General features: G+C 65.0%; 26 protein-coding genes. 10 read left to right on the top strand and 16 right to left on the bottom strand.

All coding sequences use genetic code 11. The features are described from left to right. Window position 1: 1 nt before the first annotated feature. The gene (locus O3932_RS05330; protein ID WP_299239078.1) at window positions 2-1,354 is read right to left on the bottom strand and encodes a substrate-binding domain-containing protein; all 1,353 of its coding nucleotides are present in this window, start codon (window positions 1,352-1,354) and stop codon (window positions 2-4) included. Between the two features lie 139 nt (window positions 1,355-1,493). On the opposite strand from O3932_RS05330, the gene O3932_RS05325 reads away from it, so the two are divergent. Then, complete coding sequence (locus O3932_RS05325; protein WP_009649002.1) at window positions 1,494-1,772, top strand: DUF4235 domain-containing protein; 279 nt, start codon at window positions 1,494-1,496, stop codon at window positions 1,770-1,772. A gap of 45 nt (window positions 1,773-1,817) precedes the next feature. Here the strand turns inward: O3932_RS05325 and O3932_RS05320 are convergent, their stop codons facing one another. After that, complete coding sequence (locus O3932_RS05320; RefSeq protein ID WP_009648989.1) at window positions 1,818-2,186, bottom strand: sterol carrier family protein; 369 nt, start codon at window positions 2,184-2,186, stop codon at window positions 1,818-1,820. Window positions 2,187-2,285: 99 nt separating this feature from the next. Between O3932_RS05320 and O3932_RS05315 the strand changes: the two genes are divergently transcribed. Then, the gene (locus tag O3932_RS05315; RefSeq protein WP_296502077.1) at window positions 2,286-3,194 is read left to right on the top strand and encodes a cytochrome C oxidase subunit IV; all 909 of its coding nucleotides are present in this window, start codon (window positions 2,286-2,288) and stop codon (window positions 3,192-3,194) included. Between the two features lie 539 nt (window positions 3,195-3,733). Here O3932_RS05315 and O3932_RS05310 read toward each other — a convergent pair. The 13 genes from O3932_RS05310 to O3932_RS05250 all read right to left on the bottom strand — a co-directional run bounded on the left by O3932_RS05310 (window position 3,734) and on the right by O3932_RS05250 (window position 18,341). After that, a complete protein-coding gene (locus O3932_RS05310; RefSeq protein ID WP_371536732.1) occupies window positions 3,734-4,504 on the bottom strand; it encodes a phosphatidylcholine/phosphatidylserine synthase in 771 nt (256 codons plus the stop codon). 504 nt (window positions 4,505-5,008) lie between these two features. Continuing rightward, a complete protein-coding gene (gene purL, locus O3932_RS05305; RefSeq protein WP_371536730.1) occupies window positions 5,009-7,366 on the bottom strand; it encodes a phosphoribosylformylglycinamidine synthase subunit PurL in 2,358 nt (785 codons plus the stop codon). A gap of 71 nt (window positions 7,367-7,437) precedes the next feature. Beyond that, window positions 7,438-8,145, bottom strand: a complete 708-nt coding sequence (gene purQ, locus O3932_RS05300; protein WP_009647368.1) for a phosphoribosylformylglycinamidine synthase subunit PurQ — start codon at window positions 8,143-8,145, stop codon at window positions 7,438-7,440. Continuing rightward, entirely contained in the window at window positions 8,142-8,423 is a 282-nt protein-coding gene (purS, locus tag O3932_RS05295) for a phosphoribosylformylglycinamidine synthase subunit PurS (protein ID WP_009647366.1), read from the bottom strand. The genes purQ and purS overlap by 4 nt, the downstream gene beginning before the upstream one ends. A 64-nt stretch (window positions 8,424-8,487) precedes the next feature. Then, complete coding sequence (locus tag O3932_RS05290) at window positions 8,488-9,489, bottom strand: phosphoribosylaminoimidazolesuccinocarboxamide synthase (protein ID WP_296502083.1); 1,002 nt, start codon at window positions 9,487-9,489, stop codon at window positions 8,488-8,490. 22 nt (window positions 9,490-9,511) lie between these two features. After that, a complete protein-coding gene (purD, locus tag O3932_RS05285) occupies window positions 9,512-10,846 on the bottom strand; it encodes a phosphoribosylamine--glycine ligase (RefSeq protein ID WP_371536726.1) in 1,335 nt (444 codons plus the stop codon). Between the two features lie 92 nt (window positions 10,847-10,938). Continuing rightward, window positions 10,939-11,895, bottom strand: a complete 957-nt coding sequence (locus tag O3932_RS05280) for a hypothetical protein (RefSeq protein ID WP_371536723.1) — start codon at window positions 11,893-11,895, stop codon at window positions 10,939-10,941. Next, window positions 11,885-12,916, bottom strand: a complete 1,032-nt coding sequence (locus O3932_RS05275) for a VWA domain-containing protein (RefSeq protein ID WP_009647363.1) — start codon at window positions 12,914-12,916, stop codon at window positions 11,885-11,887. The genes O3932_RS05280 and O3932_RS05275 overlap by 11 nt, the downstream gene beginning before the upstream one ends. 1 nt (window position 12,917) lies before the next feature. Then, on the bottom strand, window positions 12,918-13,937 hold the full coding sequence (locus O3932_RS05270) for a VWA domain-containing protein (protein ID WP_034504255.1): 1,020 nt from the start codon (window positions 13,935-13,937) through the stop codon (window positions 12,918-12,920). Continuing rightward, on the bottom strand, window positions 13,934-14,422 hold the full coding sequence (locus tag O3932_RS05265; protein WP_291450496.1) for a hypothetical protein: 489 nt from the start codon (window positions 14,420-14,422) through the stop codon (window positions 13,934-13,936). The genes O3932_RS05270 and O3932_RS05265 overlap by 4 nt, the downstream gene beginning before the upstream one ends. Then, window positions 14,412-15,305, bottom strand: coding sequence for a DUF58 domain-containing protein (locus O3932_RS05260; protein ID WP_009647364.1), 894 nt, complete (start codon window positions 15,303-15,305; stop codon window positions 14,412-14,414). The genes O3932_RS05265 and O3932_RS05260 overlap by 11 nt, the downstream gene beginning before the upstream one ends. Before the next feature lie 41 nt (window positions 15,306-15,346). Beyond that, window positions 15,347-16,336 (bottom strand): MoxR family ATPase, encoded by a 990-nt coding sequence (locus O3932_RS05255; protein ID WP_009647367.1) that lies wholly within the window; start codon window positions 16,334-16,336, stop codon window positions 15,347-15,349. Between the two features lie 166 nt (window positions 16,337-16,502). Then, window positions 16,503-18,341: a phosphoenolpyruvate carboxykinase (GTP) gene (locus tag O3932_RS05250; RefSeq protein ID WP_009647935.1), complete on the bottom strand. Its 1,839-nt coding sequence runs from the start codon at window positions 18,339-18,341 to the stop codon at window positions 16,503-16,505. A gap of 371 nt (window positions 18,342-18,712) precedes the next feature. On the opposite strand from O3932_RS05250, the gene O3932_RS05245 reads away from it, so the two are divergent. The 8 genes from O3932_RS05245 (at window position 18,713) to O3932_RS05210 (ending at window position 24,290) form a co-directional block, all read left to right on the top strand. After that, window positions 18,713-19,345, top strand: coding sequence for a DUF47 domain-containing protein (locus O3932_RS05245; protein WP_009647933.1), 633 nt, complete (start codon window positions 18,713-18,715; stop codon window positions 19,343-19,345). A gap of 3 nt (window positions 19,346-19,348) precedes the next feature. Next, the gene (locus O3932_RS05240) at window positions 19,349-20,413 is read left to right on the top strand and encodes an inorganic phosphate transporter (RefSeq protein ID WP_009647936.1); all 1,065 of its coding nucleotides are present in this window, start codon (window positions 19,349-19,351) and stop codon (window positions 20,411-20,413) included. Then, window positions 20,413-20,841: a septum formation family protein gene (locus tag O3932_RS05235; RefSeq protein ID WP_296502100.1), complete on the top strand. Its 429-nt coding sequence runs from the start codon at window positions 20,413-20,415 to the stop codon at window positions 20,839-20,841. The genes O3932_RS05240 and O3932_RS05235 overlap by 1 nt, the downstream gene beginning before the upstream one ends. Before the next feature lie 180 nt (window positions 20,842-21,021). Then, window positions 21,022-21,474: a septum formation family protein gene (locus tag O3932_RS05230; protein ID WP_296502102.1), complete on the top strand. Its 453-nt coding sequence runs from the start codon at window positions 21,022-21,024 to the stop codon at window positions 21,472-21,474. A gap of 178 nt (window positions 21,475-21,652) precedes the next feature. Further along, window positions 21,653-22,102 carry a septum formation family protein gene (locus tag O3932_RS05225; protein WP_299238647.1) on the top strand — a complete coding sequence of 150 codons (450 nt, stop codon included), beginning with the start codon at window positions 21,653-21,655 and terminating at the stop codon, window positions 22,100-22,102. A 186-nt stretch (window positions 22,103-22,288) separates the two neighbouring features. Then, window positions 22,289-22,822 (top strand): septum formation family protein, encoded by a 534-nt coding sequence (locus O3932_RS05220; RefSeq protein WP_009647937.1) that lies wholly within the window; start codon window positions 22,289-22,291, stop codon window positions 22,820-22,822. Between the two features lie 181 nt (window positions 22,823-23,003). Next, the gene (locus tag O3932_RS05215; RefSeq protein ID WP_371536717.1) at window positions 23,004-23,537 is read left to right on the top strand and encodes a septum formation family protein; all 534 of its coding nucleotides are present in this window, start codon (window positions 23,004-23,006) and stop codon (window positions 23,535-23,537) included. A gap of 189 nt (window positions 23,538-23,726) precedes the next feature. Next, entirely contained in the window at window positions 23,727-24,290 is a 564-nt protein-coding gene (locus tag O3932_RS05210; RefSeq protein ID WP_296502109.1) for a septum formation family protein, read from the top strand. Window positions 24,291-24,360: 70 nt separating this feature from the next. Here the strand turns inward: O3932_RS05210 and O3932_RS05205 are convergent, their stop codons facing one another. Next, window positions 24,361-25,713, bottom strand: coding sequence for an NUDIX domain-containing protein (locus tag O3932_RS05205; RefSeq protein WP_371536714.1), 1,353 nt, complete (start codon window positions 25,711-25,713; stop codon window positions 24,361-24,363). Window positions 25,714-25,832 lie beyond the last annotated feature (119 nt).

The raw sequence follows: 25,832 nt of genomic DNA, 5'->3' as shown, positions 1-25,832 counted from the left end.
ACTACTCCTCGTCGTCATCATCGATCGGGTGACGGGTCCTCGTACGAGGTTCGTCATCCTCATCCTCGTCGGAATCGTCAGCCTGGTTGCTGTTACCGATCCCGGGCGCGCCCGGGTTCACACTCGGCTGGCCCGAAGGCTGGCTCGAAGGCTGACCCGAAGGCTGGCCCGAAGGCTGCTGCGTGGGCGTCTGAGCCGGAGCAGGCTCATCGAGCGCCGCGGTCCACATCGCCAACCACGCACCCTTCGCGTTGAACGACCCCATGGTCTCGTCCGGCACGACGGGACTGCCCGTGATGCCCGAGAACCACTCGGCCTTCGTGTTTGCCGCGAGGACCCCATCGATCGGATAGGCCGCCCCCGTGGTCGCCAAAGAATGCTGCGCTTCCGCACTCTGCAGCCAGGCGATCAAGGACTCAGCGCCATCCGTTGCGGGCGTCTTCGTTGCCGCCGTGTACATGATGCGCGCGATACACGTCGACGGCAACGCCGTCCCGTACGAATCGGCACCCGTGTTCGTCACGGCAGCCGCAACCAGCGAACGCGGCGCAACCACGAGCGGGTACGAGCCGGACTTGCCCGACGCAGACCCCACGATCTCGGACAGGTAGCCGTCAGACACGTGCCCTCCAGCCGTCCACCCGCCAATAACCGCACCCAGCGAGGGATCGACATGCGGACTCAGCGTCTGGACGAACGAACCCAGGCCCTCACCCGTCTGCGCGGCAGCCTCCTGCAGGAAGGCACGCCCCACCGACGACGAGACAGGATCCGGAACCGCGAGGAGTGTGCGCACGCGAGGAGTACTCAGCTCCTGAAACGACGTGGGCAGCGTGCGCTTATTCGCACTCATCCACGACTTATCCGCGATCACGCACACATCGTCGCGACCGTACGCCACCGCCGCAGGCACACCCGAAATAGAAGTACCCGACAGGGTCACAGTGTCCTGCGGGCCAGACGGAGCAATCGTGCCCGCCTGGCTCGCCTGCTGCGCATCAGCACCATCCAGGCCCAGCACAACATCCGCCCCCGCCCTGGGGAGCGAATCCACCCCATCAATGGGAACGACCGCGACCGAGAAGCCCGTCTCCTCCGTGAAGGCCTGCGCCATCTCAGTAGGCAGCTGCGCACCGCCCACGAGGGCAACCGTCACCGTGTCCGTGCCCGTCCTCGGGCTGGGAGCATCAATCGTGCCTTCAATCCCTTCTTCTTCGATCCCCTGCCCCGGAACAACGGGTGCACCGAAAGGATCTTGGGGGGTACGCGACGACACTGATGGCGTACACGCAGCCAAGGTCGTAGCAGCAACCACAAGGGTTACCAACGCGAATACAGAACGGGCGCGGGCCATAGGGAATCCTTCGGACGAGAACACTTGCCCATAAGCATAAGCCAGTAAGCGCCTGGATCTCGCACGAGAGCGCAGTGTGGGGCATCATGGAAGCACGCGCTGCCGCGCAGGGACAACCAACCCACGCCAGGAGACACACATGGATTCCGCCACCATCGACAAGCTCGCCACGACCGCCGTCATCGCCGGAGCCGCTTTCGCGGCCTCCAAGATTTTCGAATTCGGCTGGAAAGCCGTCACAAAGCGCCCGATCCCCTCCGAAGACTCGGATGACGTCACCCTGGCCTCGCTGGTGCTCTTCGCTGCAAGCACCGCGGCCGTCGCCGCCGTCGCCCAACGCTACGCCTACAAGGGCTCCCAGAAGTACCTGGCCCCCAAGATCATCGCACGCTTCGGCGCTCCGCAGATCGAGGCCTAAAAACCGGCAGCACCCCTCCCCACCCGGAACACCCTCCCCTGCCACTCACACGAGCGGCAGGAAGGGACCCAGGTCCGTGCGCTCCCCCGACGCGCTCACCAGGGAGGCAGCCACGGCCTCGTCCCACGTGAGCAAACCGCACGCCAGCGACAGCCACGTGCGCGCGTCCGTCTCCACGACGGCGGGTGGCGTACCACGCCGGTGCGTGGTCCCCGGAAGAATCTGCACCGCACCCGCAGGAGGCACGCGCACCTCGACAGAACGACCCGGATGCAGGGCACCCAACTCCTCGAGAGTGAAACGCACAGCCGTCAGCACAACAGCGCGGGGCGCGTCCTCGCCGCGCTCACACGAGCCACGCCAAGCGCACAGCGCCTCCATTCCCGAAGCCGGATCAATGCGTCGTTTCACCATACGTCGATTCTACGTGCGTCACGCTTCCCACGTGGGCGTGCATTCCAACCGCCCAGTCAGGCACAATTGAGTGGATCATCCCCTACCGAGAGGCCACCCGTGAGTGACATCGCATCCCTCGTGACGCTGCGCTCGATCCTCGACATCGAGATCGCACGCACCTACCAGTGGGATGCCGCGACGATCATCACCGTCTCCGGCGTTGATCGCGCCGGCGACCTGACAACCCGCATCGTCGAATACCCCGGGGCGCTCGTCGACATCGCCGCCGAAGGCTTCTCACCCCACTCGGCCGCCGGACACGCACTCTCCCACGAACTCCACGACGCCATCCAACGACGGGTGCGCCTATGGCTCGCCGTCATCCCCAGCGACCAACTGCCGCGCCTACGCGACGCCCTGGGTGCCGATCTCATTCACGAGGCCGGGGCACCCTCCGGCGGACGCACGCCCATCGCGCTCTCCCCCCTGGCGCTGCTAGAAGCTTGGGCGGCCGGCACAGACGAACAACGCGAGTTCATGCGCGTTTCCATGGCCGGACTCGATACGCTCTCAACCGCGTCACACGCCACCCGCGCCGCCCGAGCAGTCGGTGCCTCCATCATCGAGCGCACGGCCTTCCTCAAGCTGTGCCGCAACCCGAAGTTCATCGCCTACGTCGTCGTCTTCGTCTACTCCATGGCGCGCGCCGTGCCCGTCATGTTCGTCCCCCACTTCCGGGGCGACTGGCGTATCCTCTGGCTCATCGACGTCATCACCGCTATCCCCTACACGTGGGGCCTCATCGAGATGGTCGCCGGGCAGAAACTGTGGCACCGCATCGTCGGTGCCGCCACCGCCGCCGTCACCTTCCTGGCACCCTACGTGTACTTCCTCGTGTACGGGCGTCACGCTCCCGCAAGCATCTGGGTCGCAATCGCCTGCATTTTCTTCGGCGGCATCTTCCTCGAAGTATTCCGCTACCAGCGCGACCGTGCCGTTAAGAAGGGCCTCGCGGGACTCCTGTAGCCACACCGCCCCTCCTCCCGGTGCCCGAGGGCGGCAGCCCGCCCGCTCGCCGTCCGCGCCGCGAGCCTTCGGCTCGGCGCGTCGGCTCGAAGCCCGGCCAGGCCCTGCCGCCGCCCTCGGGCACTACAGCCTCCCGCGCACTGCACGGTCACCACAAACACGCCCACGCCTCGTCGCCGCCCTCGGACACCGCAGCCTCCCGCATGCCGAAGGGGCGCCACACCACCCACCCAGGCCCTGCCGCCGCCCTCGGGCACTACAGCCTCCCGCATGCCGAAGGGGCGCCACACCACCCACCCAGGCCTCGCCGCCGCCCCCGGACACCGCAGCCTCCCGCGCACTGCACGGCCGCCACAAACACACCCAGGCCCTGCCGCCGCCCTCGGGCACCACAGCCTCCCGCGCACTGCACGGTCACCACAAACACGCCCACGCCTCGTCGCCGCCCTCGGGCACCGCAGGCACCGAAAGCGGATCGCATAACAAACACCCCCGAGCGCGAGGCCCGGGGGTGTTGATCTGTGATCGTGGCGCAAAGACTACTTGTCCTCGCCGGTCGCCGTGCGGATGAAGCCGGCGATCAGGAACCAGCCGCCGCCAATCCAGAAAAGGATCAGAGCCCACAAGGGCTGGACCGGGTAGGCGACCACCATATACGCACACGCGACGATCCAGGCAGCCGCACCAATGATGTTGGGGATCTGGAAGCGCTTCACGCGCGCAGGGTGCGTGTAGTGCAGCGGCACAAGCGTCATGATCGCCAGGAAGATCGTCGCCGCAATGTTGACCCAGGCGGGGGTCTGGAGCACATACATAACGATGGCGACGCAGTTCCACGCCGCGGGGAAGCCCACGAAGTAGTTGTCGTTGGATTTCTCGCCGTCGTTCGCGTAGCAGAACAGCGAGGACACGATGACGACGATCATCATGATGACCGGCATCGGCTGGGCACCAAACGGCAGGTGCAGCGCCATGAACAGGGCAGGCAGGAACGTCCACGTCAGGTAGTCGACGAGATTGTCGACAACTCCGCCATCAAACCACGGGATGACCTCACGGACGCCGACTTTACGAGCGAGGGTGCCGTCGACGCCGTCCACGATCAGGGCGATGACGAACCACAGCCACATCATGGGGGTGTCGTTGTCGAGGATCGCGAACAGAGCGAGCGTGGCCCACACGAGGCCGGAGATGGTGAACAGGTGCACCCCCCACGCGGCGATAACGCGGCCGAGGCTGGGTTTCTTGGTCGAAGACGAGGCCGAGGCCGCGTCCTGCTCATGTGTGGCGGTGACGGATTGGTCGGGCACGATGGCTCCTGGTGTTACGGGTTGTTTCCGCTCCACAGTATGCCAAATCTTTGTGAGCATGCGGTAGGTCTTTAGGACAAATTCTCAAGAGTTGTATTGCCGCACACAATTTGTTCTTTACCCGTCCACGACGAAACAGCACGAAACACGTTCAAGCACAGGCACGATACAGGCCCTCCTGAGGGCATGCTGGCAAGGTTTCAGAACCATAACAATGTGCCGACGGCGCGGTGTAAGACCCGCGGCGGCAGAGCCTGGCTGCGGTGCCCGTGGGCGGCGGCAGGGCCTGGCCGCAGTGCTGGTGGGCGGCGGCAGGGCCTGGCCGGGCTTCGAGCCGACACGCCGAGCGACGCTCGCGGCGCGGACGGCGAGCGGGCGGGCCGCCGCCCACGGGCACAACCAGCAGCCCGGCCCGACAGCACACCACGCGGCGCCACAAGCAACACAGCACAGGGGCGCGGACCCGCAGGCCCGCGCCCCTAGACGCAACAACTCAGACGCAGCTCAGAAGTACTTGCGTCCGGTGTCGCTCAGCTCGCGCAGCTCATCGATCGAGGCGATCCAGCCGCAGCCCTCGCCTTCGGCGGCGAGCAGGTCCACGCCGCTAATCGCGAGCATGTCGCCGCCCGTCGTGCCGATGCGGATGGCGTCCACGCCCTCAGCCTCGGCGGCCGCGAACACGGCCTTGACGGCCACCTCGGGCACCGCGACGAAGGCACGGGCCTGGGACTCGGACAGGAGCATCTCGTGGTCGCCGACGCTGTCGCGGCGGGCAGCACCGGCCACGTCGAAGACGCCGCCGATGCCGAAGCGCAGCGCGGAGTCGACGAGGGACTGCAGGAGACCGCCGTTGGACAGGTCGTGTGCGGCGCGCACGAGGGGTCGACCGTCTGGGCCGTCGGCGGCGCTCAGCGCTCGAACAACGTTACCGAGGGCGACCTCGGCCTTCAGGTCGACCTCGGGCGGTAGGCCGCCGAGGTGCGAGCGGGCGATGCGCGCCCACGCGGAGCCGTCGAACTCCTCGCGGGTGGTGCCCAGGAGGATGACGGCGAGGCCCTCTTCGGTGAAGCCGGAGGGGTTGGCGCGCGTGACGTCGGGGAGGATGCCGAGCATGCCGATGACGGGCGTCGGGTTGATCGACGAGTTCGGCAGGCCCTTCTCGGTGCCCGACGAGTTGTACAGCGACACGTTGCCGCCGGTGACGGGGATCTCGAGTTCGATGCAGCCGTCCGCGAGCGCGGTCATGGCGGTGACGAGCTGCCACATGGCGTCCGTGTCTTCGGGGTTGCCGAAGTTCAGGCAGTCCGTGATGGCGACGGGTTCGGCACCGACGACGGCGACGTTGCGGTAGGACTCGGCGAGGGCCTGGCGGGCTCCCGCTGCCGGGTCGAGCTTCGTGTACCAGCCGTTAGCGTCCGTGGAGAGAGCGACCCCGAGTCCGCTTTCCTCGTCGATGCGGATGACACCCGCGTCGTCGGGCTCGGCGAGGGCTGTGTTGCCCTGCACGTAGCGGTCGTACTGGTCGGTGACCCACGCCTTGGACGCCTGGTTGATGTCGGAGAGTACGGCGCGCATGTCGGCGATGAGTTCTTCGCGCGTGGCGGGACGCGCAAGGTCCTCGGAGGTGGCGGCTTGCAGGTCGTCCTGCCAGGCTGGGCGCGCGTAGGGGCGGTCGTAGACGGGTCCCTCGTGGGCGACTGTCTTCGGGTCGACGTCGACGATGCGGTGACCGTAGTGGTCGATCGTGAGGCGGCCGTCGCCGGTCAGGTGACCGATGACCGCGGCCTCGACGTCCCACTTGTCGATGATCTCGAAGAAGCGTTCGCGATCCTCGGGGGTCACGATGGCCATCATGCGTTCCTGGGACTCGCTCATGAGGATCTCACCCGCGGTGAGCGTGGGATCGCGCAGGAGCACGTTCTCAAGGTCCACGTGCATGCCGGAGTCGCCGTTGGAGGCCAGCTCGGATGTCGCGCACGAGATGCCCGCGGCGCCGAGGTCCTGGATACCCTGGACGACACCGGCCTCGAACAGGTCAAGGCAGCATTCGATGAGGACCTTCTCCATGAAGGGGTCGCCCACCTGGACGGAGGGGCGCTTGGCGGGCATGCCGTCTTCGAAGGTCTCGGAGGCGAGGATGGATGCGCCGCCGATGCCGTCGCCGCCGGTACGCGCGCCGAAGAGGACGACGAGGTTGCCTTCGCCGGTCGCGTTGGCCAGGTGGATGTCGTCGTGGCGCAGCTTGCCGATGCACAGCGCGTTGACGAGGGGGTTGCCCTGGTAGGAGGGGTCGAACTCGGTTTCGCCGCCGATGTTGGGCAGGCCCAGGCAGTTGCCGTAGCCGCCGACGCCGGAGACGACGCCGTGGACGACGCGCGCCGTGTCGGGGTGGTCGACGGCACCGAAGCGCAGCTGGTCCATGACGGCGATCGGGCGGGCACCCATGGAGATGATGTCGCGGACGATGCCGCCCACGCCGGTGGCCGCGCCCTGGTAGGGTTCGACGAAGGACGGGTGGTTGTGCGACTCGACCTTGAAGGTGACGGCCCAGCCGCCGCCGATGTCGACGACGCCGGCGTTCTGGCCCATGCCGACGAGAAGGTTCTTCCTCATGGCGTCGGTCGTGCGCGCGCCGAACTGCTCGGCGAGGTGCTTCTTGGAGGACTTGTAGGAGCAGTGCTCGGACCACATGACGGAGTACATGGCCAGCTCGGCGTTGGTGGGTCGGCGTCCGAGGATGTCGCAGATGCGCTGGTATTCGTCCTCTTTGAGGCCGAGTTCCTTCCAGGGCATGTCCTGGCCGGGGGTCGCGGCGGCGTTCTCGACGGTGTCGGGCAGCTCGCGGGTGTTTTCGGAGGTCATTCGTGTTTCCATTCGAAAGATCATGGACGAGGCCGAGGCACCCTCACGGGAGAAGGTGCAGCGAGGCGTCGTCAGCCGACGAGGGATGCGAGGACGGAACGGAAGATGCCCAGGCCGTCGGTGCCGCCGTGGTGGCTGGCTCCATCGGGTCCGAGGGAGAGCGGGCCGAAGCCAGCCTCAGTCGCGTGCTCGGGGTGGGGCATGAGGCCGACGACGTTGCCCGCAGAGTTGGTGACGCCCGCGATGTCATTGGCACTGCCGTTGGGGTTGACGTCAACGTAGCGGAACACGACGCGGCCTTCGCCCTCGAGTCGTTCGAGCTCGGCGGGCGACGCCTGGAAGTTGCCTTCACCGTTCTTGAGCGGGACGGTGATGGTGTCGCCGACACTGTAGGTACCAGTCCACGCGGTGTCCGCGTTCTCGATGCGCAGCACCTGGTCGCGGCACAGGAACTTCTGGTGGTCGTTACGGATGAGCGCGCCGGGCAGCAGGTGGGACTCGCACAGGACCTGGAAGCCGTTGCAGATGCCCAGGACGGGCAGGCCTCGTCCGGCCTCGCGCACGATCTCGCTCATGACGGGGGCTGTCGCCGCGATCGCGCCGCAGCGCAGGTAATCGCCGTATGAGAAGCCGCCGGGGATCACGACCGCGTCGACGCCGTGCAGGTCGGCGTCCTTGTGCCACAGGGCCACGGCCTCGGCACCCGCGATCTGAACCGCACGGGCGGCATCGCGGTCATCGAGGGTGCCCGGGAAGGTGACGACTCCGATGCGGGTCACTGCGCGCCTCCCGCGTAACGGGCGTCGGCCTCGTCAATGGCCTCGACACGCACAACGTCCTCGATGATCGGGTTGGACAGAACCTCTTCGGCGGCCTTGCGGGCCTGGTCCAGGAGCTCGTCGGTGACGGGACCGTCCACGGTCAGGTGGAAGCACTTCCCCTGACGCACGGCCTCAAAGCTCGTGATTCCGAGCCTGGGCAGCGCCGAGCCGACAGCCTTACCCTGCGGATCCAGGATCTCAGGCTTCGGCATCACTTCCACGATGATTCGCCCCACGGCGTTCCTCCTTGTGTTGTTGGTGAGGATCCCGCCGTGCACCTTGCCCGGCGGGCAAGTCTGTTTACAGGATGGGTTCCGACCCGGTGAGTCGGCGGTATGCCTCGACGTAGCGCGCGGCGGTCGCGGCGGCCACGGCTTCAGGTAGCGCAGGTGGGTTCTCGCCGGATGCACGGTCCCAGCCGGATTCTTCCGACGTCAGCCAGTCGCGCACGTACTGCTTGTCGAAGCTGGGGGTCACTTGGCCCTCCACCCACTGGTCTGCGGGCCAGAAGCGCGAGGAATCAGGCGTAAGGATCTCGTCAGCGAGCACAATTGCGCCGGTCGCCACATCGATACCGAACTCAAACTTGGTGTCCGCGATGATGATGCCGCGCTCCGCAGCAATGTCGCGCGCCTGACGGTAGAGGGCGATCGACAGGTCGCGGATCGCGGTCGCCAGCTCCTCGCCAATACGCTCAACGGTCTGCTCGAAGGTGATGTTCTCGTCGTGCTCGCCCAGCTCGGCCTTCGCGGCGGGCGTGAAGATCGGTTCCTCGAGACGCGAGGCCTCAGTCAGGCCCTCGGGCAGCTTAATACCGCACACCGTGCCAGACTCTCGATACTCCGCCAGGCCGGATCCCGTCAGGTAGCCGCGCACGACGCACTCGATGGGGATCATGAGCAGGCTGCGGCACACAACCGCACGCCCGTCGACCTCGGCAGGAACCTCGAAGCGCGTGGGCTGGGCACCCTCCAGGGCGCTCGAGGCCTCGGCCGGGGCCTTCGTGCCGACGGCCAGCAGGTGGTTCTCCACGAGCGGACGCAGCTTGCCCATCCACCAGATGGCAAGCTGATTGAGGACCGCGCCCTTGCCCGTGATCTGCGTGGGCAGCACGTAGTCGTAGGCGCTGATGCGATCAGAGGTCACCATGAGGAGCGCCTCCGGACCCGCCTTCGCATGGCGGGGACGGCCCTCGGCGGGCGTCGCTTCCTGCGCGGGGCCGACCACGGCCTCGTCGGGAGCGTAGATATCGCGAACCTTCCCCGAGTTCAGGGGGGTCCAACCGTGCAGGGAAGCGGGCATAATGCTCCTCAGTGTCGTGTGATCAGTTGAGGGTGACGGACAGGTCAGCAGGCCACGTCGCGATGTCGCTGCGGTGGTGCTCGCCGTCGAAGTGAATGAGTTCCACGCCCCGGTACGCAAGAGCGCGAGCCTCGTCGAGCGTGGCCGCGCGGGCGACGACGTCGAGGACTCGACCGCCCGAGTTCACCAGCGCGTAGGTCGGTTCAAAGCCGCAGCACCCGGCCGCAACGTCGGCGGGGTCGTCGGTGATCTCCTCGGAGGTGCCGGCGTGGATGACGTGGACGCCCGCCAATGCCTCGGCCGCCTCGATGCCGGTAATGGGGTGCCCGGTATCCGTGCGACCCGGGTATCCGCCCGAGGCCATGACGACTGTGACGGCGGCGTCCTCACTCCAGACGGGGGCGGGGACCTTCGCGAGCGTGCCGGTGGCCGCCGCGTACAGGATGGGGGCGAGCGGAGAGTCAAGGCGCTCAAGGACCACCTGGGTTTCCGGGTCGCCGAAACGCACGTTGAATTCGACGACGCGGATCCCCTTCGAGGTCATCGCGAGGCCACAGTACAGGAGGCCGCGGAAGGGGGTGCCGCGCCGGGCCATCTCGGTGATAACGGGCTGGGCGACCTCGTCGACGATGCGCTGCGTTGCTTCCTCAGGCAGCCACGGGAGCGGACTGTAGGCACCCATGCCACCCGTGTTCGGACCCTCGTTGCCATCGCCCACGCGCTTAAAGTCCTGCGCGGGCTGCAGCGGGACGACGGTGGCACCATCGGCGAAACAGAACAGAGAGACCTCGGGGCCGTCGAGGTAGTCCTCGATGACGACTGCTCCCCCGTCGCGCGACAGGCAGGAACGCGCGTGGGACGAGGCCTGGGCGCGGTCGGTGGTCACGACGACCCCCTTGCCAGCGGCCAGGGCGTCGTCCTTCACAACGTAGGGGGCACCGAGGACATCGAAGGCAGCCTCGACCTGTTCCATGGTGGTGCAGGTAAAGGCGCGGGCGGTCGCCACGCCGGCGTCCGCCATGATCTGCTTCGCGAAGGACTTGGAGGCCTCCAGACGGGCCGCGTCCTTCGTTGGGCCAAAAACGGGGATACCGTAGTCCAGAACCGCATCCGCGACGCCCGCGACAAGCGGGGCCTCGGGGCCAACAACCACGAGATCGACCTTCTCAGATGTCGCGCGACGCACGACGTCCTTCGGGTCGAGCGGATCCATGGTCAGTGAACGGCCCAGCTGCTCCAGCGCCGGGTTACCGGCCTGGACGACCAGCGACACGGGCTGCTCAGGGGTGGACGTTCGCACAAGCGCGCGGGCGATCGCGTGTTCGCGACCCCCGTTACCAACGAGAAGAACCTTCACAATTCCAGCCTAACGGTGTTTGGCGGTCCAACGGGCCGACATGGGATTTTATGGCTGCACTTCACAGCCACAATGAGACGCGGATGCGCAGGTCACCAGGCACCGTTAGGGTTACCACTGCGCCCCTTATCGTCCTGTTCACGCTGATCACGGTTGTGTTCTTCATTCTGGTGAATGAGGTCCTCACGGCGCTGCTTCTGATCGCCGTTCTCACCCGCGAAGGGATCCTCGGTCGGTGTAGGCGTCGGGGTGGGACTTGGGCTGGGGGCCGACTCTGGATCCTCGTTGTTGCTCGGATCGTCGCCCTTATTGGGGTCCTCGTTGGGATCCCCGTTAGGATCTCCGTTGGGGTCCTCCCCCTTATTCTTCTTGTCGGATTTCTGCTTCTTGTCCGACGTGCGTTCCTTGCCTCGGTCAGCGGGGTTGGTGTCGGTACCCGTTGAACTCAGCTGGTTCGCGGGCGTCTGGCAGGGCGACAGCATTTCTTCCGCTTCCGCATACAGGTTGTATGCGTCGAGATTCGCGCCTTCCGCGTCCTTGGCATCTCCCTGCATTTCGATACCACGCCCCAGGTTTGCGCGGACGCGGCATTCGTAGGAGGAAGACTCCAGACGTCCGGGTTCTACCTCGATGCTCTTGGGAACCAACTCGAATGCGGTGCGCAGCTCGGCGACACCCTCGTCCACGGACTCCTCGGTCAGCAACGTGGTACCCAGGTTGTAGTGGGCGACCCACTGTTCGATGCCGACAGATGTCCACCCCATCTGTCCCTCGTACCCGGCCTTCGCGGCCTCGTATTCCTGCGCCTTCCAGTGACCCAGGGAGGAACGCGACCACAGAGTCAAGCCGATCAGGTACGTGGCGACCAGGAGGGCGAGCACGAGGAAGGGAATCGAATACCACAGCGGGCGGAGCGCCAGCGGTGAGCGCTGGCGTATGCCCGACGAGGCCGGGGCGCGCTTCGCGGGCGCGGCGAAGTCACCGGAGTCGCCCTGAGGAGCACCGAACGGCAGGAGGTCTTCGTCGCTTGCTGAGTGCTTAGATCGCATGGGAGTTCCTCAACTGTTGGGCTCGCAGTGCCAGGGTTGCACCCTCCCACGCCAGGAGTCCTCCAAGGATCAGGGCGAAGGGCCAGATGATGTAGCGGTACGTGTCGCGCATATTCCGTTCTTCGGACAGCTTTGATGCGTCGTCAAGGATGGAATGCGCGTAGGAGTCAATCGCTGACTTGTCGGGCGAATGCACGTAGCTGACGCCGATCCGCGACGCGACGCCTTGGAGGGCGGCCTCATCGATACGCGAGATGGCGATGGGGGCACCGGGCTGGGACTTGTCATGAATGTATTCGTCGTCGCCACTCTGAGCCCCGGCGTTGCTGAGGCGGACCGCCTTCATCTTGCCGCCCTCCTCGGTTCCGTAGCCGATGACGAGGCCGCCGTCGATGTAGGGCTTGACGTCATCCCAGTCGTCCTCGGAGCCGCTGGGAGCGCTGGACCAGTGATCCTGGTTCGAGGTTTCGCCGTCGGAGAGGATGAAAACGGTACGAATATTTTCGGGGTGGCGTTCCTTGTTTTTCTTCAGGAGCTTCGCGAGGTCCGCTGCGGGACGGTTGATCGAGGACCCCTGCGAGGAGGAGGACAGCTCACGGGTGAACGTCGCCATGTATGACGCGACCGCAGAGGAGTCAGTCGTCAGCGGCATGTCCGTGTGCACGCTCGAATCCCACGACAGGATCGAGTAACGCGCTCCCGTGAGGACACCCATGAGTGTGGCAACATCGTTGCGGACGCCATCGATACGGGGATTCTCGCCGTCCCAGTCCTCGGCACCCATCGAGCCGGTGCGGTCGATGACGAAGTAGACCTCGATATTTGAGGTGACTTCAATGATCGTGCCAGGGATCGAGGGACCCGCACCCATGATGATGACGACGACGGCAATGAGCGAGCGCCTAATGACGTCCATCAGGTTCGTGCGCAGTGACCGACGAGCCGACAGGAAGACGAAGGTCGCCGCAACCAGCGCAATGACGACCAGCACAAACAGGTGAATGACGGGACGAAAAACCATGTCAGAGCCTCCCAAAGGCAAGCAGGCCGAGCAAGGAGACGACACCAAAGAGCGTCCAGCCAAGGGCCCCCAGCGGGCGATCAGTCTCGATCAGTTTCCCCTTGGAATCCAGCTCTTCCTTTTGCTCGGCCTCGATCTGCTTGACAACCCCGTCAACGGCGGAAGGAGATGATGCGTCATAGAACTCTCCACCCGTGGCACGCACCTGATCGCGCAACTGCATGCCGTCGGCGGACAGGTTCGTCACCGAGCCGGGGTACAGTGCCGTGACGGTCACATTCTGGCTCTTCGCGAATTCGATGGCTTGAGGCAGGGTGTAAATACCATGGCCGTACACCTCGTTATCGGTCGCCAGCAGGACCGTGCGGGAACGCTGCTTGTCCGTATGATCGAAGCCGAGGACGCACGAGGCCAGCCCGTCACCGACCAGAGATGCGCGTTTCTCATCCTCTTTGGGGAACGTCGGCGTCAGGTACCGCTCCAGCTCATCCTCATCCCCATTCAATGAGGAACCATACGCCAGCCCTTTGTCGATCTTGTCGGCCATATCCGTCAGCACGTCATCGGCCATCTCGTAGTCGTCGGTGAGTGGGAACATCGTCATCGAGTATGTATTCCACAGCTGCAACGAAATCCTCTCACCCTCGAAGTGCGAGATGATCTGCTTGAAGGAGTCGCCGATCTCCGAATCGTAGGGCAGCATCGAACCCGACGCATCCAAACAAATGACGATGTCGCGACTCGAGGATTTATCGTGCTTAACGTACGTGTCGACGGGAGCGGCCGCAGACACCGAGGTCGCAATAACCGCGACGAGGAAGCATACGAAAGCCATCGCGAGGGCCGCACGCGTACGCCGCACGAGAGCCTGATACTTCGGCAGGCCTCGTACGAAACCGGAGTTCGCGACCCATCCCTTCCTGCCGGTGCTCTGACCCGCGCGGCGTGCACGCCACCAACCAAGCAGAGTGACGCCAGCCACTACGACGATGACGAGGGGAATCATCCACCAGAACCTCATACGTTCACCGCCTCCACCGCCATCGTCAGAACGCGCGTCACAGCCTCGTGCGAGGAGCGCCCAGCCGGAATATCCTGGCTCGTAAAGCTCGAGGCCTCGCACGCCGCAAGCACATCCGCCAGCCCCGGCCACACGGGCACGAGTTCACGCACCTCGGACACGGTTGCGACCTCGAGGTCACGCCCGGTGCGTTCCGTACCCAGCGCACGCATGAGTCCCGCCAACGCCAGGTGCACGCCGCGAGCATCCAGGTCGCCGTCGGCGTAGCGATCCGCAATCTGATCGACGTACGACAGATACTTCTTGCGCCGCGCATCCGAAATCGTCTGTAGCTCCATCACCTCACCAATGCGGGACGTCCACCACCGCCACAGGCAGAAACACACCCAGCCAACGACGGCGACGACAAGCGTGACACCGAGGACCCACATCCAATGCGGATAGATGATCGGATTAAACAGGTCGTCTGTGACCTCACCGGACATGAACTCCCCTTTCAAGAGCACGCATGAGCGCACGAGGAATATCCTCACTGGACGACACGTCCACGTGGATGACACCCCTCTCATCGAGCATCCGCGCGACCGCGGCACGCCGCATCGCCATGACGTTGGCTGCCTCCCCCGCCAACTGGTTATCTCTGAGCAGGAAATCCGGTAGCGGCCCTTCGTTGACGTCAACGACCTCCGTCCCCTCTGAGAGGGTCGTTGGATCGATATCCTCGACGCTGATGAGAATCACCTGGTGGCGCGCCGACATGGACTTGATGAGGTCGCTCGACTCCGGGGACGCGGTGGGCTGCGTACTGTCCGTGACGATGACGATGAGGCTGCGCCGACGCGTGATCGTCCTGGCCCGAGCCAGGAGCTTCGCGACGTTCGCATGCGGGGAACGCAGGGTGATGTCCTCTTCGATGCGGCGCAGCAGCGTCTCCGCATGCGCGTTGCCGGAGCGGGCGGGCATGAAACGCACGCGCTTGTCGTCACCGGCGACGAGGCCGATCTGGTCTCCGCGTGCCGCGCTCAGCCATGCGATGGCCTCGCACGCCGCCAAGGCAACCTCTTCCTTCGTCTCGCCCGAGGGGGCGAGCGCGCCCATTTCGCGGCCAGTATCAACAACGAGCATAACCTGTAGGTTCGCCGTGGCCTCGTGCCGTTTGATGATGGGCGAACCCGTCCGGGCTGTCGCCGCCCAGTCGATTTCACGCACATCATCGCCCGGCTGGTAGGGAGCTAAATCCATGAACTCCCATCCGCGTCCATGCCGAAGCGCGGAGTGGTGCCCATCCATGATGGATAGCAGCTTGCGCAGGACGGGCAGCTGGATGCGGGAGGACAGCGCGTGGATTTCTCGCGAGCGTACAGGCATTGCGTTCCTCTTGAGAGTCGACTGGCGTGGGACCGGGTTCTTTACGGAACGGGAACCGCTTTGAAGACGGCGTCGATGAGTCCCTCAATGGAGACGTTGTCAGCCACGGCATCGAAGGTGCGGATGATGCGGTGACGCAGGATGCCGTAGCGCATTTCCTTGATGTCGTCCGGCATGACGTGGTTGCGGCCCTCCATGAGGGCGATCGCCTGCGCGATTTGCATGAGGGCGATGCCGCCACGGGGGGAAGCACCCACGCGCACGTGCTTCTTCCAGCCCGGGAGTGGGTTGGGGCCGGCACCTCGGGTCGTGTTGATGATGTCGACGATGTAGGCCTTGAGGGTCTCGTGGACGTAAACGCGTCGTCGTGCTTCCTGCAGCGTGCGCACGTCGTCGAGGGTGATCGGAACGACGTCCGCAGGCCTTGTCATCTGACCACTGTCAATGCGCGAGAGAACCTCAAACTCCTCGACGGGCGTCGGGTAGGTGATGACTTCCTTGAGGAGGAAGCGGTCCATTTGGGCTTCGGGCAGCACGTAGGTGCCCTCTTCTTCGATGGGGTTCTGCGTGGCCATGACCATGAAGGGATCGGGCAGCTGATGGTTGACGCCACCGATCGTAGTCTGGCGTTCCTGCATGGCTTCCAGCATGGCGGACTGCGTCTTGGCCGACGAACGGTTGATCTCGTCCAGGAGAACCAGGTTGGCGTGCACGGGACCCAGCCGGGTGACCATCTCGCCGCGTTCCTGGTTCCAGATCTGGGAGCCAACGATGTCGTTGGGCATCAGGTCGGGGGTGCACTGGATACGGTGGAAGGTGCCCGATACCGCGGACGCGAGGGTCTGCGCGGCCGTCGTCTTCGCGAGGCCGGGCACGGACTCCACCAGGACGTGGCCACCGGCGAGAAGCGAGGCGGTGAGCGCGCGGCGTAGTGCTTCCTGACCCACGACGGTGTGCTGGTAGATGGTCGTCATTCGATCAAGCAAGCCCTTCGCGTGGGCCAGCTCGTCATCGTTCAAGTAGTTGGGCACGGACTCTCCTTGCGCGCGCGGTCGGATGCGCTCCCAGTCTAGCCCGCCCGTTCTGCTCGCACGCAAGCCGGTCAGCCTTGGTCTGACGAGAGACGAGACCTACAGGTAGTCAAAAAGGGGCGGGCCCCGGAGTTACCTCCGGGGCCCGCCCACAGATCCGCGTCGATCAGGCCTGCTTCGCGGCGGCAATACGCTCGCGGAACTTGGCCAGCTGCTCGGTGATGGCGGCGGGGAGCTTATCGCCGAACTGCGAGAAGTACTCCTCCGTGTCGTCCATCTCGGCGGCCCAGGCGTCGGGGTCAATCGCAAAGAGCTTCGCCCACACGGCCTCGTCGATGTCCAGGCCATCCAGGTTGAAGTCCTCGAACTTCGGGTAACGACCGGTCACACCGTCAATGGCCTCGACCTCGCCAGCGGCGCGGCGAACGATCCAGTCCAGAACGCGGGCGTTGTCACCGTAGCCGGGCCACATGAAGTTGCCGTCTTCGTCCTTACGGAACCAGTTGACCTGGTAGACCTTCGGGAAGCCCTCGCCCAGCTTGTCCTGCATCTCCAGCCAGTGGCCCCAGTAGTCGGCCATGTTGTAGCCGCAGAAGGGCAGCATGGCGAAGGGGTCGTGGCGCAGCGAGCCGGCCTTGACGTCGGTCGCAGCAGCGGTGACCTCGGAGGCCACGGAAGCACCGATGAACACGCCGTGGGCGGGCTCGTACTGCTCGGCAACCAGCGGGACGTTGGTGGCGCGGCGGCCACCGAAGAGGACGGCGTCAACCGCAACGCCCTCGGGGGCTTCCCAGTCGGGGCAGATGATCGGGCACTGCGAGGCGGGGACGGTGAAGCGGCTGTTCGGGTGAGCAGCCTTCTCGCCGGACTCGGGGGTCCAGTCATTGCCGTGCCAGTCGATCAGGTGCGCCGGAACGTCACCGTCGATGCCTTCCCACCACACGTCACCGTCGTCGGTCAGAGCGACGTTCGTGAAGATGGAGTTCGCCTTGCCGGTCTCCATGGCCATGGGGTTGGTCTTGTAGGAGGTGCCGGGGGCGACGCCGAAGAAGCCGGCCTCGGGGTTGATGGCGCGCAGGCGGCCATCCGGGCCGGGACGCATCCACGCGATGTCGTCGCCGACGGTCTCGACCTTGTAGCCGGGGATCGTGGGCTGGAGCATGGCGAGGTTGGTCTTGCCACAGGCCGACGGGAAGGCGGCGGTGACGTGGAACTGCTGGCCGGTGGACTCGCGGGTCAGGCGCAGGACGAGCATGTGCTCGGCCATCCAGCCGTCGCGGCGGGCCATGGTCGAAGCGATACGCAGAGCGAAGCACTTCTTGCCGAGCAGCGCGTTGCCGCCGTAGCCCGAACCAAAGGACCAGATCTCGTTGGTCTCCGGGAAGTGGGTGATGTACTTCTCATCGTTGCAGGGCCAAGTCGAGTCTTCCTGACCGGGCTCGAGAGGAACACCGACGGAGTGGACGGCGGGAACCCACACGCGACCCTCATTGATGAGGTCCATGGCAGCAGCACCCATGCGGGTCATGATGCGCATGTTGACAACAACGTAGGGGGAGTCGGTGATCTCAACACCGAGCTGGGAGATGGGGCCGCCCAGGGGACCCATGGAGAAGGGAACCACGTACATGGTGCGGCCCTTCATGGCACCCGTGAACTTCTCGTGCAGGGTGGCCTTCATTTCCTTGGGGTCGGCCCAGTGGTTGGTCGGGCCCGCGTCCTCTTCCTTCTCACAGCAGATGAAGGTACGGGACTCAACACGCGCAACGTCGGAAGGCTTGGAGCGAGCGAGGAAGGAGTTCGGGCGCTTCTCCTCGTTGAGCTTGGTGAACATGCCGCTCTCGACCATCTGAGAGGTCAGGCGGTCCCACTCTTCCTGGGAACCGTCGCAGAACTCAACGGCGTCAGGGGTGGTCAGCTCAGCGATTTCAGCAACCCACTTGATGACATCTTCGGGAGCGTTGGCCGGAGCCGCTGCACGCACGTCCTGTTCAGTCACGGACATTTTGCCTCCTGAGGCATTTCGGATTGTCGAGGCCGCGATATGCGTCCCCGATTGACAGAATCAATCATGCCGGAACGGATGCCCACGCTTGCGGGCGCTTGGTCCCGGTCACATCTCAATCCTAGTCGAACGAGTCACACGCCGCCCGGTCGGCAGGGACCTTCTGCCCACCCACAAGGCAAAACAAAACCAGTCGAGCCGACCCCGACCTCGCGAATGGGACCGAAGAGTAGCCCACATCCTAAACCGTGAGATAGACCATGACCATTGGGCGGCAAAAGCGCATCTGAACTTGAAGTCACACCACCCCATGACCGACGATTATTCGTAGCACAACAGTGCCGTTCACCATTGGAAGGACCGAATACACCATGGGATTCCGAAACAAGACCCAAGGCCCTGACTTTTTTGAAGACTTCACCTCGCAGGCTCGCCAGCTTGAGCAGGCCGTCGAGATCCTGACGCACATCTATGCTGCCTCCCCTGAGGAACGCATCGCCCTGCGCGATCAGCTCCACGAGGTTGAGCACCGCGGTGACGAACTGAACCACGAAATCATCCAGCGCATCAACTCCTCGTTCATCACGCCTTTCGACCGCGAAGACCTGCAGTCACTGGCGTCCCACCTCGACGACTGCCTCGACTTCATCGATGAAGCCGGCGATCTCCTCGTCGTCTACGGCATTGCCGACATCCCCTCTTCCCTGGTCTCTCTGCTCAACACGCAGATCGAGGTCATCAAGAACTGCGCGGAGATAACCGCGCAGAACATGCACAAGCTGAAGTCGCCGGTGGACCTGCGCGACTACTGGATCGAGATCAACCGCCTCGAGAACGAGGGCGACCTGGCCTACCGCCGCACCCTGACGGCTCTGTTCGACTCGGGCCTGGACCCGGTCACGATCATCAAGCTCAAGGACATCGTCCAGGGCCTCGAATCCTGTGCTGATGCCTTCGAGGAACTCGCAGGCATCATCGAGTCCCTCGCACTGAAGGAATCCTGAGCCGTGGATCTCAATCTGATCCTCGTCTGCGTCGTCATCGTCGTCGCGCTGTTCTTCAGCTACACGAACGGCTTCCACGACGCAGCGAACGCGATCGCGACCTCGGTGTCGACGCGGGCGTGGACACCACGTGCCGCGCTCCTCATGGCCGCAACGATGAACGTCATCGGCGCCATGATGGGCACCGCCGTCGCGAAGACCGTCGGCAAGGGCATCATCTCAATTTCCGACTACGCCGAATCCCCGCTTCCCGAAATGCAGCAAAAAGGCCTGGTCATCATCCTGGCCGCGCTGCTGGGTGCCTGTATCTGGAACCTCATCACCTGGTGGTTCGGTCTCCCATCGTCCTCCTCGCACGCTCTCATTGGCGGCATGGTGGGCGCTGGCCTCCTATCGGGCACGATGGTGCACTGGTGGGGCATCATGAGCCACGTTGTGATTCCGATGTTCGCCTCCCCCATCGTCGGTTTTGTCATCGGCTACTTCGTCATGAAGCTCGTCCTGTGGCTGCTGCGTAACGCTCAGTATCACCGCACGATGCGCCGCTTCCGTGCAGCGCAGCGCTTCTCATCGGCTGCCATGGCCCTTGGTCACGGCATCCAGGACGCGCAGAAGACGATGGGCATCATCGTCATGGCCCTGCTGGCCGGCGGCTACGGAGAAACACACAACATCCTCGATCCGATCACGGGCGAGATGAACGTGCCTCTGTGGGTGAAGATCTCGGGTGCTCTGGCGATTTCGCTGGGCACGATGGCCGGCGGCGGGCGCATCATGCGCACGATCGGTCGTAAGATCATCGACCTGGATCCGGCTCGTGGCTTCACGGCCGAGGCGGTGTCTGCCTCGGTCCTGTACCTGTGCTCCTACGTCATCCACGCCCCCATCTCGACGACGCAAGTCGTGTCGACGGCAATCATGGGTGTGGGTTGCACGAAGCGCTTCTCGGCAGTTCGATGGGGCGTCGCGGGCAACATCGTCATCGCATGGTTCCTGACGCTACCCGCCGCCGCCCTGGTGTCAGGCGTCGTGTACCTCCTGGTCGCTCTGCCGCTGGGAGTCCACTAGTGGCTCGCTCTCGTCTGATCGGCCTGGTCGCGGCTCTCGCCCTTGTTGCCCCACTCACCGCGTGCTCGGACACCTCCGTCATGCACATGCAGGTCGGCCAGTGCATCCTCCTGCCCGAAGAGAAGACCGCGACCACGGTCGAGACGACCAACTGCACCAGCGAGCACGACGCCGAGGTCTTCTACGCGACGTCCGTCGACGACGGGGACTTCCCCGGCGAGGCTGCGCTCAACAACGCGGCCGAGAAGGCATGCATTTCGAACTTCAAGGACTACGTGGGGTCGCACTACGTAACCTCGACGCTGGATGCGACGTGGATGCTTCCGACGAGAGACTCGTGGGCGCAAAATGATCGTTCGATCACCTGCCTCGCAAGGCCGCTGGATCATTCCAAGCTCACCAAGTCCGTCAAGGATTCGGGCCTGTAGGATCTGGTGGGTCTTCAACTCTCAATGGGTGGTGCCCGGCCGATGGGCCAGGCACCACCCATTTTTTCCGACGGCGTTCCGCATTGTTATAGTGACCACCGTGCCGCGGTGGGTATCCTCGCGCCCGCCACCACCTCGCGATCCCATCATCACCTCATTCTCACGATGTCAAGGAGAACCATGTCCCACGCACTGCGTTCCATGCTCGCCGTCGGCACCGCCGCCGCCATGGGCCTATCCCTGTCCGCTTGTTCACTTCTGCCGTTCGGCAACCAGACGCACAGCACGTCACTGAAGGTCGGCCAGTGCATTCAGCTACCGGACGACGACGAGGTCGGTGACATCACCACCGCGAACTGCGCCGAGGAGCACACCGGCGAGGTCTACTACATCTTGACGCTCACCCAGGACACGCTCCCCTCCCGCGCGGAGATCGAGAAACTTACCTCCGACACCTGCGACGATAACTTTGAGGCTTACGTCGGCTCGGCCACCAATGAGACCGAACTCGACGTCACCGCTATGTTCCCGACCAAGAACTCGTGGGACAAGGGCGACCGCGACATCGTGTGCATCGTCATCCCGGCTGAGGGCAAGACGCTGACCCAGTCCGTGAAGGGCTCGGGCATGTAGTCCGACCGTCACATGATGTTCTCGGGTGGTGCCCGGCCGGTGAGCCGGGCACCACCCGTTTTCCCCAACGACGGCCCGCGTTGTTATAGTGTGGACAGGACCACGGTGGGTCTTCGCACATCCACTCCCGGTCTCGCGATCCCGTCACTGCTTCGCTTCCGTCAATTCAAGGAGAACCATGTCCCGCTCTCCGCGTTGCGCACTCGCTTTGGGCACCGCCGTCATCATGGCCCTGACGCTGTCCGCCTGCTCGTCACTGTTTGGCTCGCGCACGCAGAGCACCAAGCTCACGGTCGGACAATGTGTCCTTGTTCCGATCGGCACCCAGGTGGACTCGGTGACCACGACCGAGTGCACCGAGGAACACACCGGCGAAATCTACTCAATCACCGCCATTGATCGACAGGAACTCCCGTCCCGCGACGAGATGGATGACCTGGTCTTCGACACCTGCTACAAGACTTTCGAGGCCTACGTCGGATCGACTCCCGAGGAAACGTCGCTCGATTACACCGCTTTCTCGCCAACCAAGGCGACCTGGGCAACCGGTGACCGTGACATTATCTGTATCGCTGTTCCGACCGGGGATGACAAGCTGACCCAGTCGGTACGCAATTCCGGCATGTGACGGGTACTTTTTGACCGCTCGCGGCCCTTTAACCACTCTGGTCACTCTCCTTGACCGAGTGGTATTTACATTGTTGTATAGTGAGCGAAGCGCGCCGACGAGCACACGCGCACCTGCGGGTCCGCATGCCCGCCACGGCCTCGTGACCCGCTGATCGGGGTCACTCCCCCATTCTCTAGGAGAACTATGTCCCGCGCTTTGCTCCCCGCGTTGACCCTGTGCGCCTGCATCGCAACTGTCGGTCTGTCCGCCTGTTCCGCCGCGTCGACCGACGGTTCGGGCAATAGCGTTTCCTCCGACGCTCACGGTTTGACGAGCGCACAGAGCGGCGCTCCCACCGCGCAATCCGGTTCCTCCGGTGGCCTGTACGAATCCGGGTACCTGCAGCTCGGACAGTGTTTGCTCGCGGCCCCTCAGGAAGGCGTCCCCCTCGAGCTCGTCGACTGCACGCAAGAGCACGGGGCCGAGGTGATCCACACTTTTGACCTGACCATGACCACGATGCCCTCCGAGGACACGCTCGAAGAGGTGAGCGACGAAACGTGCGGCGAAGCCTTCACCGCCTACGTCGGGCGCCCCTTCGAAAACTCCGCGTTGGACTACATCTGGAGGCTGCCCAGCCCGGAAACCTGGGCAGCCGGTGATCGACGGGTCGAGTGCATCGCCTTCACGAGAGACGAGAGCCAGCTCACGACGACGATGAAAGACACCAACATGTGACGAGGCCTGGTCGGCTTTGCGCTTGTGGTGGTTCGGCTCCGGCCGGACCACCACTTTTGACGGCTTGTACCTACCGGCACCCACGTTGCTATAGTGAGCGCGGCCCAACGGTCATCACGAGAGTCCGCCACGGCCTCGTAGCCCATTCTCTGACTACTTTCCCACCACCCTGAGGAGAATCATGTCCCGCATCGCGCGCCCCGCGCTCGCTGTCGCTGCCTGCGTTGCCATCCTGAGTATGTCCGCCTGCTCCAGTTCGTCGTCCACATCCTCGGAGGATTCGACGACCCATTCCGGCGAGGCCAGCGCCTCCGCCGAAGCACCCGTCACCAACGCGTCCGAGATCCCCTCCGACGCGCGCACCAACCTGAGCAACCTAAGCGTCGGCCAGTGCTTCCAACAGCCAACCGATCCCGCCGACGGCTTGGTGATCGTCGACTGCTCCGCACCGCACTGGGGTGAGGTCTACGCCCTCGCGCCGATCGACGCCGAAACCCTGCCCGACTTCGAAGAACTCAACACGATGGCCTTCGAAGCGTGCACCCCTGCGTTTGAGGAGTACGTCGGTACGCCCTACGAGGAGTCCTCCCTGGATGCCACCTGGTACTTCCCGAACGCGACCAACTGGGATGCCGGCGAGCACGTCATCGCCTGCGTCGCCGTCCCCTTGGAGGCGCCCTCGCTCACCCAGTCGGTCAAGGACTCCAATCTGTGACGTGCGGGTTGTCGTCACGCGGCGGTTCGGCTATGGCCGGGCCGCCGCTTGCGTATCTGTGATGGCCTTCCTTTACCGGTCGGTACTGACATTGTTATAGTGAACACAACGCGTCGACGGGTGTCCCACGCGCCCGCCGCGAATGCGACGGCCTCTCCGGGGTCGCGTTCCCATCATCCAAGGAGAATCATGTCCCGCTTTACCCGCCCCGCCCTCGCGTTCGCGACCTGCGCCGCCATGCTCAGCTTGTCCGCCTGTTCCGCCCTGCCTTTCGGCAATAAGGATGACGATGACGAGGACACCCCCAGCTCGCGCAGCTCCTCGTCCGCCTCCCCGAGCAGCTCACCCGACAAGACGAACCAGCCCACGAGCACCCCCACCGTTGCGTCCGCCCGCACCTACCTGATCGATTTGAAGCTCGGCCAGTGCTTCAACCAGCCGGACGCCGACACCGATGTGGATGTGGAGACCCTCGACTGCTCACAGCCTCACTGGGGCGAGGTGTACTACGTCGTTGAACTCACCAACGCGACGTTCCCCGGTGAGGACGCCATGTCCGACACGGCAAAGGACGCGTGCCAGAACGCTTTCCAGGACTACATTGGTTCGTCCTACGCGACCTCCTCGCTCGCGTTCGGCGGCATGTATCCGACGTCCGGTAGCTGGGCCGGTGGCGACCGCGCGATCGTGTGCTACGCCCACAACACCGACGACAGTACCCTCACCCGCTCGGTGAAGGACTCCCACCTGTGATCCTCTGATCCACGCTCGCGGCGGCTCGGCTCATGCCGAGTCGCCGCGTCGTTGATAGGACGCGGGCGACTCAGTGCCGCCTGGAGGCTCTGCGCGTCGGGACGGCGGGATTTTTGGTGGTGACGCTGTGCGTCTCAACAGCGACGACGACCGGCCCGTCAGTCCCCTGTTCGACGTGGGCGACCATGATCTGTCCGTGCCCCAGGGAGACGGGCGACGCACCCACGATAGCGCTCGATCCGTAGGCGCGGATTTCCTCGACGATCAGGTCGCGTGCGGCCCCCGTGACCGACAGGAGGGTCGCACCGGCCTGCTCACGCAGCCGCTGCGCCGCGAAGGCACGCACCCGACCGGCTCGAGCGTCGGCGTCCTTATCAGCCCCAGCCTCGTCCCCCACAGGCACACCCAGGGCCTCCACGAGCGTCACCGATCCACCGCCGACCGCAGCCCACGGCGCAAGCACCTGGCGCGCGCGGGCGCTCGGGGATGCGAACGCGCGGTCCACGCCAAACGCGCTCAACAGGTCAATGAGGTCAAAGGACTGGCGCACACCGAAACGTCCGAGGGGCGGATCTGCGGGGTGCGCGGCGGCCTCAGCTGTGAGGGACGAGGCCCGCTCCACCTGCGCTGCCCTGCGCGCTGCCGCTGAGGCGACCATCGCGGGGGTGGGTGCGGGGCGGGGTGTGGGAGCAGCGGGCGCGGCGGCGAGCGGACCAGGAACGCCGGGGACGGTAGGCACCGACGGGCTGCCGGGCGCGGAACTTGTCCCGGGCGTGGGCGCGGAACCTGACGCAGTGCCACCGGATGCTGAAGTGCCCGGAGCGGAAGCGCGCCCGCCGACGGGGGCTGCAGACGCCGCGTCAATGGGGGCAGGGTCGGCGGCACCGGGCCGCAGGACGATGATCGTGGAGGTGGCGAGGCGGCCTTCGCGGGCGCGGGCGACGACGTCTGCGAGGAGGCGGCGGTCGCCTCGGCGGGTGAGCATGTCGGCGGCGGCTGCGGGGGTGGCCCACGTGGTTTGGTCGATTTCGGTGCGCGGGGCGCGGGCAACGGGCGCGCGCAGGCGTACGGCGGGGTCGTCGGCGGGCATGGGCGTGCCGACCCAGTAGTGGACTTCCTTAGTTTGCCCGCCGCCCAGGCGGTAGCGCTGGGTGGTCAGGGGCGCGCCCAGGGTGATGACCTGTCCAGTTTCTTCTTCGACTTCGCGCACGGCGGCGGCGACCAGTGGCTCACCATTTTCGGCTTTACCTTTGGGCCAGGACCAGTCGTGGTAGCGTGGCCGGTGAACCATGAGGACTTCGATGTCTGCGGGGTCAATGGACTCGCCGGGGGCCGCAACGCGCGTGGAGTCGGCAAAACGCCAGACAAGCGCGCCCGCGGAGCGAACGAGTCGCTGGGGGCGTGGGGCTGGCATCGGACGCATAGGGACCAGGGTAGTCGCCCCGCGCCGCGCTCGCCCTGATGGGCGCGCCACCTTCACGAGGTCATGGCCGGTATGGGCGCTCCGCTAGGCCCGTCCGCGCGCCGAAAAAACACCTCCGT

It is taken from the genome of Pauljensenia sp. 20925_1_25 (genome assembly GCF_041433955.1).
Lineage (GTDB): Bacteria > Actinomycetota > Actinomycetes > Actinomycetales > Actinomycetaceae > Pauljensenia.
Note: the sequence above shows the minus strand (reverse complement) of the source record. Positions and strands in the feature narration are given on the sequence as shown.

What these genes read in the sequence shown, in the direction of transcription:
- O3932_RS05275 (WP_009647363.1), bottom strand. Translation starts at nt 12,916, where the DNA reads ATGGTTTTTCGTCCCGTCATTCACCTGTTTGTGCTGGTCGTCATTGCG.
- O3932_RS05320 (WP_009648989.1), bottom strand. Translation starts at nt 2,186, where the DNA reads ATGGTGAAACGACGCATTGATCCGGCTTCGGGAATGGAGGCGCTGTGC.
- O3932_RS05215 (WP_371536717.1), top strand. Translation starts at nt 23,004, where the DNA reads ATGTCCCGCATCGCGCGCCCCGCGCTCGCTGTCGCTGCCTGCGTTGCC.
- O3932_RS05280 (WP_371536723.1), bottom strand. Translation starts at nt 11,895, where the DNA reads ATGCGATCTAAGCACTCAGCAAGCGACGAAGACCTCCTGCCGTTCGGT.
- O3932_RS05265 (WP_291450496.1), bottom strand. Translation starts at nt 14,422, where the DNA reads ATGTCCGGTGAGGTCACAGACGACCTGTTTAATCCGATCATCTATCCG.
- O3932_RS05250 (WP_009647935.1), bottom strand. Translation starts at nt 18,341, where the DNA reads ATGTCCGTGACTGAACAGGACGTGCGTGCAGCGGCTCCGGCCAACGCT.
- O3932_RS05230 (WP_296502102.1), top strand. Translation starts at nt 21,022, where the DNA reads ATGTCCCACGCACTGCGTTCCATGCTCGCCGTCGGCACCGCCGCCGCC.
- O3932_RS05205 (WP_371536714.1), bottom strand. Translation starts at nt 25,713, where the DNA reads ATGCGTCCGATGCCAGCCCCACGCCCCCAGCGACTCGTTCGCTCCGCG.
- O3932_RS05325 (WP_009649002.1), top strand. Translation starts at nt 1,494, where the DNA reads ATGGATTCCGCCACCATCGACAAGCTCGCCACGACCGCCGTCATCGCC.
- O3932_RS05225 (WP_299238647.1), top strand. Translation starts at nt 21,653, where the DNA reads ATGTCCCGCTCTCCGCGTTGCGCACTCGCTTTGGGCACCGCCGTCATC.
- purL (WP_371536730.1), bottom strand. Translation starts at nt 7,366, where the DNA reads ATGACCTCCGAAAACACCCGCGAGCTGCCCGACACCGTCGAGAACGCC.
- O3932_RS05270 (WP_034504255.1), bottom strand. Translation starts at nt 13,937, where the DNA reads ATGAGGTTCTGGTGGATGATTCCCCTCGTCATCGTCGTAGTGGCTGGC.
- O3932_RS05290 (WP_296502083.1), bottom strand. Translation starts at nt 9,489, where the DNA reads ATGCCCGCTTCCCTGCACGGTTGGACCCCCCTGAACTCGGGGAAGGTT.
- O3932_RS05330 (WP_299239078.1), bottom strand. Translation starts at nt 1,354, where the DNA reads ATGGCCCGCGCCCGTTCTGTATTCGCGTTGGTAACCCTTGTGGTTGCT.
- O3932_RS05210 (WP_296502109.1), top strand. Translation starts at nt 23,727, where the DNA reads ATGTCCCGCTTTACCCGCCCCGCCCTCGCGTTCGCGACCTGCGCCGCC.
- O3932_RS05245 (WP_009647933.1), top strand. Translation starts at nt 18,713, where the DNA reads ATGGGATTCCGAAACAAGACCCAAGGCCCTGACTTTTTTGAAGACTTC.
- O3932_RS05220 (WP_009647937.1), top strand. Translation starts at nt 22,289, where the DNA reads ATGTCCCGCGCTTTGCTCCCCGCGTTGACCCTGTGCGCCTGCATCGCA.
- O3932_RS05260 (WP_009647364.1), bottom strand. Translation starts at nt 15,305, where the DNA reads ATGCCTGTACGCTCGCGAGAAATCCACGCGCTGTCCTCCCGCATCCAG.